This is a genomic window from Kitasatospora sp. NPDC057542 (assembly GCF_042801945.1).
Lineage (GTDB): Bacteria > Actinomycetota > Actinomycetes > Streptomycetales > Streptomycetaceae > Kitasatospora.
Genome location: NZ_JBHVFE010000793.1, coordinates 1 through 1,909 on the forward strand (window position 1 = coordinate 1; position 1,909 = coordinate 1,909).

At 72.9% G+C, this 1,909-nt stretch carries 3 protein-coding genes; 2 read left to right on the plus strand and 1 reads right to left on the minus strand.

The genetic code is table 11. From position 1 onward, the window contains the following. The first annotated feature begins 63 nt into the window (after positions 1–63). Both ACFU7Y_RS43545 and ACFU7Y_RS43550 read left to right on the plus strand, forming a co-directional pair. On the plus strand, positions 64–507 hold the full coding sequence (locus ACFU7Y_RS43545; RefSeq protein WP_224276390.1) for a protease inhibitor I42 family protein: 444 nt from the start codon (positions 64–66) through the stop codon (positions 505–507). 413 nt (positions 508–920) lie between these two features. Next, the gene (locus ACFU7Y_RS43550; protein WP_374119913.1) at positions 921–1,403 is read left to right on the plus strand and encodes a hypothetical protein; all 483 of its coding nucleotides are present in this window, start codon (positions 921–923) and stop codon (positions 1,401–1,403) included. 160 nt (positions 1,404–1,563) lie between these two features. On the opposite strand, the gene ACFU7Y_RS43555 is transcribed toward ACFU7Y_RS43550, so the two are convergent. Beyond that, a partial coding sequence (locus ACFU7Y_RS43555) for an ADP-ribosylglycohydrolase family protein (protein ID WP_380771994.1) occupies positions 1,564–1,909 on the minus strand: 346 nt, incomplete at its 5' end.

A 1,909-nucleotide genomic window follows, 5' to 3' on the forward strand; every position in this document is an offset into this window, starting at 1 on the left:
GATCCGGACCGGCCGCCGGTGCGTCGAACCGGAACCCCTGGAACAACGGCAAGAGGAACCACCGTGAACCCGAGAAGACCCGCCGCCCCGGCACTCGCCGCCGCCCTGCTCACCCTGGCCGCCTGCGCCTCCACCGGAACGGGCCCGTCGACGCCCACCGCCACGTCGGCCGCCCCGAGCCCGGCGACGGTCACGGTGGACGAGCACGCCGACCACACCACGGTGAAGGCCGCCGTCGGCACGACCGTCACGCTCGCCCTCCACAGCACCTACTGGTCCGCCGCGACCAGTTCCGCCCCCGACGTCGTCACCCCGGACGGCGCCCCGACCACCGCCCCGTCCCCGTCCTGCCGCCCCGGCGGCGGCTGCGGCACCGTCACCGCCTCCTTCACCGCCCGTGCCCCCGGCACCGCCCGCCTCACCGCGACCCGTACCAGCTGCGGCGAGGCCCTCAACTGCCCGCCCGAGCAGCGCGGTTACGAAGTCACTGTCGACGTCTCCGGGTGAGCCCCGGACCCTGGCGGATCTCCGAGCCGGGGTCGGCCTCCGTCCTCGGCAGTCGCACGCGGGTGGATGTCGGCGGCTTCACGACCGGCCGGTCGAAGGAGCGTTTCGACGCGCGGGAGGCCGCTCCCCGTCATGCGAAATTCACAGACCGGGGTCTACCCGCATAGACAGCGGTAGGTCATCATGGTGCGATGCCGGTTCTCGAAGCCCGCTCCCCGTTTCCCTGGAACCGCGGGCGGTGGGGCCGGACGGATCGGTCGGCCCTCGCGCCGGAGCACTGCCGCGTCACAGCACTTCGTACGACCCCTTCGTCCGGGCCGGTTCCGTCGGCCCGGCGCCGGACTTCCCGCCCTCCTGCCGAGGCGCGGCAGGATCCGGGGGTCCAGTCGGATGCACGTCATCCTCACCGGGAGATGCAGATGAAGCCACGCACCGCAGCCACCGTCGTCGCCCTGGCCCTGGCCGGCCTCGCCGTCTCGGCGCCCACGGCCGGCGCCAGCGGTACCAAGCTGTCGCAGTCGACGGCCGCCAGTCAGTTCAGTAGCGCCGGCATCACGTGGAGTTCCAGTGGGGGCTGTACCACCAGGTCCAACTCCACCTGCACCTCGTTCGAGCAGATCAACTCGGGGACGGTGAGTGCCATCATCACCCTCAAGCAGGCCAGCGGCTGTGCCATCAACATCACGGGCGGGACCGAGGTGGGCCACGCCTCCGGCACCTACAGCCACTACAACGGCTACAAGGTCGACATCGCCCGCAGTTCCTGCATCGACAGCTACATCCAGAACAGCTTCACCTACGTCGGCTACCGGGGCGACGGTTACCCGCAGTGGAAGGCCGCATCGGGCAACCTGTACTGCAACGAGGGCAGCCACTGGGACATCCTCATCTACTGACGCCGACCCCGGGTGCCGGGCGCCGGCCCCCGAGGGGCGCCGGCGCCGCGATGGAACCGACGCCCATCGGTGCAGTTCCGGGGCCAGAGCCCGAACCGCCCTTGCCGGGGACATCCTCGGCCACCGGGCCGACCTGTCCTGCTTCGACGTGCGCCGGCGCCTATGCCTCGGCCTCGGCCTCGGCCTCGGCGACCCACGCGGGCAGGGCTTCGCGGCAGGCCAGCCACTGCGTCGGGACGTCCGCGAGGCCGGTGCGGGCGGCGACCACTCCGCCGGTGATCGCGCAGGTGGTGTCCACGTCACCGAGCCCCTCGGCGGTGGTCCAGAGGGCGTCGGTCAGGCTGCCCAGGTGGTGCGCGGCGGACCACAGCGCGAACGGGACGGTGTCGCTCGCCCGGATCCGCTGCCCGTTGCCGAGCAGGTCGGCCGCGCGCCAGGGCTCGGTGTCGGCGGGCAGGTCGGCGGCCCGGCTCACGCCGTCGCGGACCGCGCCCCGCGGGGTGCGG